Source organism: Aggregatilinea sp., from assembly GCF_036822615.1.
Classification (GTDB): Bacteria; Chloroflexota; Anaerolineae; order Aggregatilineales; family Aggregatilineaceae; genus Aggregatilinea.
Genome location: NZ_DAISHJ010000202.1, coordinates 1 through 4748, shown reverse-complemented (window position 1 = coordinate 4748; position 4748 = coordinate 1). Strand labels below are relative to the sequence as shown.

The 4748-nt window shown below is 63.9% G+C and carries 4 protein-coding genes, 1 tRNA gene and 1 pseudogene; 5 read left to right on the top strand and 1 reads right to left on the bottom strand.

Annotated features, from left to right (window positions below):
* Positions 1-286: 286 nt before the first annotated feature.
* Positions 287-361, bottom strand: a tRNA-Gly gene (locus V7116_RS25425).
* A 351-nt stretch (positions 362-712) separates the two neighbouring features.
* Between V7116_RS25425 and V7116_RS25420 the strand changes: the two genes are divergently transcribed.
* From V7116_RS25420 to V7116_RS25400, 5 genes and pseudogenes are all read left to right on the top strand, one after another.
* Positions 713-1765: a lysylphosphatidylglycerol synthase transmembrane domain-containing protein gene (locus tag V7116_RS25420; RefSeq protein ID WP_324394808.1), complete on the top strand. Its 1053-nt coding sequence runs from the start codon at positions 713-715 to the stop codon at positions 1763-1765.
* Between the two features lie 26 nt (positions 1766-1791).
* Positions 1792-2988 carry a glycosyltransferase family 4 protein gene (locus V7116_RS25415; RefSeq protein ID WP_324394807.1) on the top strand — a complete coding sequence of 399 codons (1197 nt, stop codon included), beginning with the start codon at positions 1792-1794 and terminating at the stop codon, positions 2986-2988.
* Positions 2989-3068: 80 nt separating this feature from the next.
* Positions 3069-3545 carry a heme-binding domain-containing protein gene (locus tag V7116_RS25410; RefSeq protein WP_324394806.1) on the top strand — a complete coding sequence of 159 codons (477 nt, stop codon included), beginning with the start codon at positions 3069-3071 and terminating at the stop codon, positions 3543-3545.
* Positions 3546-3616: 71 nt separating this feature from the next.
* Positions 3617-4483 carry a class I SAM-dependent methyltransferase gene (locus V7116_RS25405; protein WP_324394805.1) on the top strand — a complete coding sequence of 289 codons (867 nt, stop codon included), beginning with the start codon at positions 3617-3619 and terminating at the stop codon, positions 4481-4483.
* A gap of 16 nt (positions 4484-4499) precedes the next feature.
* Positions 4500-4748 (top strand): annotated as a pseudogene (locus V7116_RS25400) (hypothetical protein); the annotation flags it as partial.

The window sequence follows — 4748 nt, the reverse complement described above, 5'->3', positions numbered from 1 at the left end:
GGGTGGTCGCGCCGTCGATGGCGGCGGCGATAAGTGTTTCGACCAGCGTTCCGGCGGTGGTTGCCACCCAGGCGTCTTCGTTCAGACGGTCGGGTGGCGCCTGGCACACGATTTCGAGCGCGGGAAAGCGGTGGGCTGAGTCGACAGTCACGGGGCACTACTCCTACTGGCGTGACGGGATCGGATTTCGTCAGGGTTCACGCCTGCATTGTAGTCGAGGTTGGCGTTTTTGCGCGAGGCGGCCCGGTCGCAACAAAAAAGGCACGCCGGGACCGGCATGCCTAGATGGAGCGGGTAAGGGGATTCGAACCCCTGACATTCAGCTTGGGAAGCTGACGTTCTACCACTGAACTATACCCGCGAACTGCCCCGTATTATACGCGCGGCGGGGCGGAGCGTCAACAGCGAACAGCTAAAGGCAGTCGTTAGTCTACAGTTTAAAGTGGTGAGTCAAGAACAAGCCAGCCTCGCGTGGGTGGTGTTTGGAAAAGACGAGGAGCTTGCCCAATGACGTGCGCCAGTGGTGGGACAGAACTTGCTCTGCCCGTTTCTGCGCGACGGACGATGCTCGCATCGCCCCTACGAAAACCCGGTGTGCGGTTATGGCCCGTTCTGAGGAATTCGCCGCCCATGCGTGTACCTCTACCTAGCGTCGATACGGCGGCTCTGGCATAATCGACCGCCGTGTTGGTTCACAGGTAGGACGTCCCGAATGAAAAAACGATGGCCGAGTCTGCTGCTCGGTTTGGCAGTGAGCGTGATCGCGCTGGTCTACCTCTTCCGGCGCGACCTGGGTGGGGTGCGTGACGAACTGGCGGACGCTAACTACTGGACGGTCATCCCGGTGGTGGCGCTTTCGACGTTGGGACTGTGGCTGCGCAGCATCCGCTGGCGCGTGCTGCTCAAAGGCCGCCTGTCGCCCTCGGACAGCTTCCACATCCTCAACATCAGCTACTTCGTCAACGGCGTGCTGCCGCTGCGCGTGGGCGAGCTGGCCCGCGCGGTGCTGGCCCTGCGCGCCGATCCGCCCGTGCCGGTGCTGACCTCGATCAGCACGGTGGTGGTCGAGCGGCTGCTGGATACGCTGGCTGTGTTCGGGCTGGTGGGCATCACGCTGGCCGTGCTGCCGACCGGGCTGGAGATCGGGCTGGTTGGCGTCGCGCTCGGCGTGGGCGCGATCATCGGCGTGATCGTGCTGGCCGTGTTTGCGGCGCGTCCGCCGTGGGCGCATGCCGTGCTGCGCGGGCTGGGGCGCGTGATCAAGTTCCTCGATACGCCGCGCCTGCACGCCTGGGTAGACGACCTGCTGGAAGGCATCTTGCCGCTGGCCTCGCCGCGCCTGCTGCTGCAGTCCGTATGGTGGACGGCGGCATCCTGGGCGACGTCCGTCGCGGCGGGCTATGTGATGCTCTACGCGGTGTTCGATCACCCGACCTGGGCCGCGTCGATGGCGATGATCGCGCTGGCGTCGTTCGTGGTGGCCGTGCCCGCTGTGCCGGGGAACCTCGGACCGTTCGAGGCCGCGATCGTGTTCGGGATCGCGGCGGCGGATCTGGTCGCGGAGACTACCGATCCGCGCGCGGTGGCGCTGGCACTGATTCTGCACGCGGTCAATCTGGCGACGTACATCGTGACCGGGCTGATCGGGCTGTGGGCGCTGAACGTGAATCTGGGCGAGGTGACCCGCGCGGCCCAGACGCTGCGCACCCGCCAGTCCCAGTCTAATTCCGATCTTGAGACACAGACGACTCCCTCCGAAGGGTGATAGAGCGCGGATGCGCGTAACTGCCTATGACTGACATCGAGACACTCTTCCAGGCCGACCGCCCGCTGAAAATCCTGGTTACGCTCCAGTATTATTTGCCGCACCGCACGGGCGTGCCGATCCACGTGCAGCGCGTGGCGGAGGCGCTGGTGCAGCGCGGGCACGAGGTCACGATCCTTACCGCGCGCCACCACATCGACCTGCCGCGTGACGAGACGATCAACGGCGTACGGCTGGTGCGCCTGTGGGCTCCGATCCGCGTCAGCCGGGGCATGGTCATGCCCGCGTACCCGTGGGCGGCGTGGGGACTGATCCGCACGCACGACGTGGTCTGGATGCACACGCCTATGCTCGAAACAGCGCTGGTTTCGGTGCTCGCCGAAATGCAGGGCAAAAAGGTGATCTCCACGCATCACGGCGACCTGATCCTGCCCAGCGGCCTGTTCAATCGCTTCGTGCGTTGGTTTACGTTCGAGAATTACCGTGTGCTCGCCAAACGCGCCGCGCGGCTGATCGCGTACAGCCAGGATTACGCCGACAACAGTTACTACCTCAAGCCGTTCGCCAACAAGGTGTCGGTGATTTACCCGCCGATCCAGGTGCCCGATCCCGATCCGGAGCGCGTCGCGGAACTGCGCGAGCGCTGGCAGAGCGACGGCGGCCCGGTGATCGGCTACGCGGGGCGGTTCGTGGAGGAAAAACGGCCCGACCTGCTGATCCGCGCCCTGGAAGTGATCAACCAGCGCTTCCCGACGGCGCGTGTGGTTTTCGCCGGAGAGTACGACATCCGCTACGAGGACACCTGGGAGCGCAATCAGGCGCTGGTCACGCGCTATGAGGAACAGTTGATCTTCCTGGGCCAGCTCAGCAGCATGCAGGCCATGTCGAACTTTTTCGCCGCGTGCGACGTGTTGGTGCTGCCCAGCGACACGGAATGCTTCGCGCTGGTGCAGGTCGAGGCGATGTTGTGCGGAACGCCGGTCGTCATGACCGATACGCCCGGTGGGCGCGTCCCGGTGACGGCGACGGGCATGGGCAAGATCGTGCCGCGCGGCGACTGGCACGCCATCGGTGAAGCGGTGATCGATGTGCTCGCGCACCGTGACCGGTACGTCAAGCCGCGCGAGGAGATCGATCGCGTCTTCAATCTGGACGAAACGGTGGACCACTACGAGGCGGAATTCCGCCGTGCGGCCATGCAGGGACGGGGATACAACGATTAGCTATTAACTGCATCTAAGGAGTATCATTCAGGCGACTGCATGGGCAGCCGTTCCTAGCCTTATGCTCCTTGGAGATGACGATGGATAGCATCAAACAAAACTGGAAAAAAATCGTCGGTGGAGTCGTGCTCGTGCTGGTAGCAGCCCTGCTCGTGATTCAGATCATCCCGCTCAGCCGGGATAACCCGCCCGTGGTCAGCGAGCCGAACTGGGATTCGCCGCAGACGCGCGATCTGGCGGCGTCGTCCTGTTTCGACTGCCACAGCAACGAGACGGTCTGGCCGTGGTACTCCAAGATCGCCCCATCCAAGCTGCTGCTGTGGCGGGATGTGAACGAAGGCCGCGACACCATGAACTTCTCGGACTGGGCGAGTCATCCGCAGAGCGCCGGGGAAATCAGCGAAGTGATCGACAGCGGTGAGATGCCGCCGTTCTATTACGTGATGATGCACTCCGAGGCGAAGCTCTCCGACACGGAAAAACAGCAGTTGATTCAAGGCTTGCAGACGACCATCGCCCAGACCAACGGTCAGGTGAGCGAGTCGAGCGACAGCTAAACCGGGTTTTTCATATGCAGCATGGGGGTGGCGAGCGGGTCGGCTGTTCGCCACCCATTTGATAGGGGCTTATGACGGTCGATCAGCAGACGATTCAGCGCTTGACCCGCAACGAAGCCGATATGGCGTTCAAGAAGCGGGTCCAAACTATTTTTGAGTGGGTTCCGCCGCGCGATGATGCGCTCATTCTCGACTGCGCGTGCGGGCGCGGCTTTTACCTCAACATGTACCGCACCGTCAGCGGGGCGCGGCTCGTCGGGCTGGAGCTGGACGACGAGATCATCCGCAAGGCGCAGCACAACGTGGGCAGCCTGCCGGGCGTGACGCTGACGCGCGGCAATATCTACCGCCTGCCATTCCCCGACAACTATTTCGACGGCGTGCTGCTGTCGGAAATTCTGGAGCACATCGACGACGACGTGACCGGGCTGCGCGAGGTCTACCGCGTGCTGAAGCCGGGCGGCGTCGTGGCGATCACCGTGCCCAACGCCAATTACCCGTTCTGGTGGGACCCCATCAACAAGACGCTCGAAACGCTGTTCCACACCAAGATCCGGCGCGGGCCGCTGGCGGGCATCTGGGCCAATCACGTGCGCCTTTACCGGCGCGACGACCTGCGCGCGGCGGCGCTGGCGGCGGGCTTCACCGTCGAGGTGGAGCGGGCCTTCACGCACTACAGCTTCCCGTTTATTCATAATCTCGTGTACGGGCTGGGCAAGCCGCTGCTCGAATCGGGCCTGATGCCTGAGGGCATGGCGAACGCCGCCGACCGCACAACATTTGACAAGAATCGCGGCAGCCTGTTAAATCCGATCAACCTGGGTGTGGCCGTGCTGAATTTGTTCGACCGGCCCAACAAGCTCGACGAGCCGCCGGGCCGCAGTACGGTCAATTTGGCGCTCAAGGGCCGCAAGCCCGGACCCGATCCGCATTTGTAACCCGCCGGACCTGTGAATGGCTGAGTATCCCGATCTTCCGCCTGATCTGCCCATTGATTCCGAGCCTGAGCCGCCCATCGAGGCGGCGTCTTCTGTGCCGCTGCCGGACGCAACGCCCACGCCGGAACCGGAGACAGTGCCCGCGCCGGTCTCCGACCCGGCCCCCGCGCGGCAGGTGGTGATCGAAGACCTGACGCTGGCCGAGGCGCTGCGCTACCTGTGGTGGCGGCCCGCCACGACCGGACGCCTGCTGTGGGGCGTGCTG

What these genes read in the sequence shown, in the direction of transcription:
- V7116_RS25420 (WP_324394808.1), top strand. Translation starts at nt 713, where the DNA reads ATGAAAAAACGATGGCCGAGTCTGCTGCTCGGTTTGGCAGTGAGCGTG.
- V7116_RS25415 (WP_324394807.1), top strand. Translation starts at nt 1,792, where the DNA reads ATGACTGACATCGAGACACTCTTCCAGGCCGACCGCCCGCTGAAAATC.
- V7116_RS25410 (WP_324394806.1), top strand. Translation starts at nt 3,069, where the DNA reads ATGGATAGCATCAAACAAAACTGGAAAAAAATCGTCGGTGGAGTCGTG.
- V7116_RS25405 (WP_324394805.1), top strand. Translation starts at nt 3,617, where the DNA reads ATGACGGTCGATCAGCAGACGATTCAGCGCTTGACCCGCAACGAAGCC.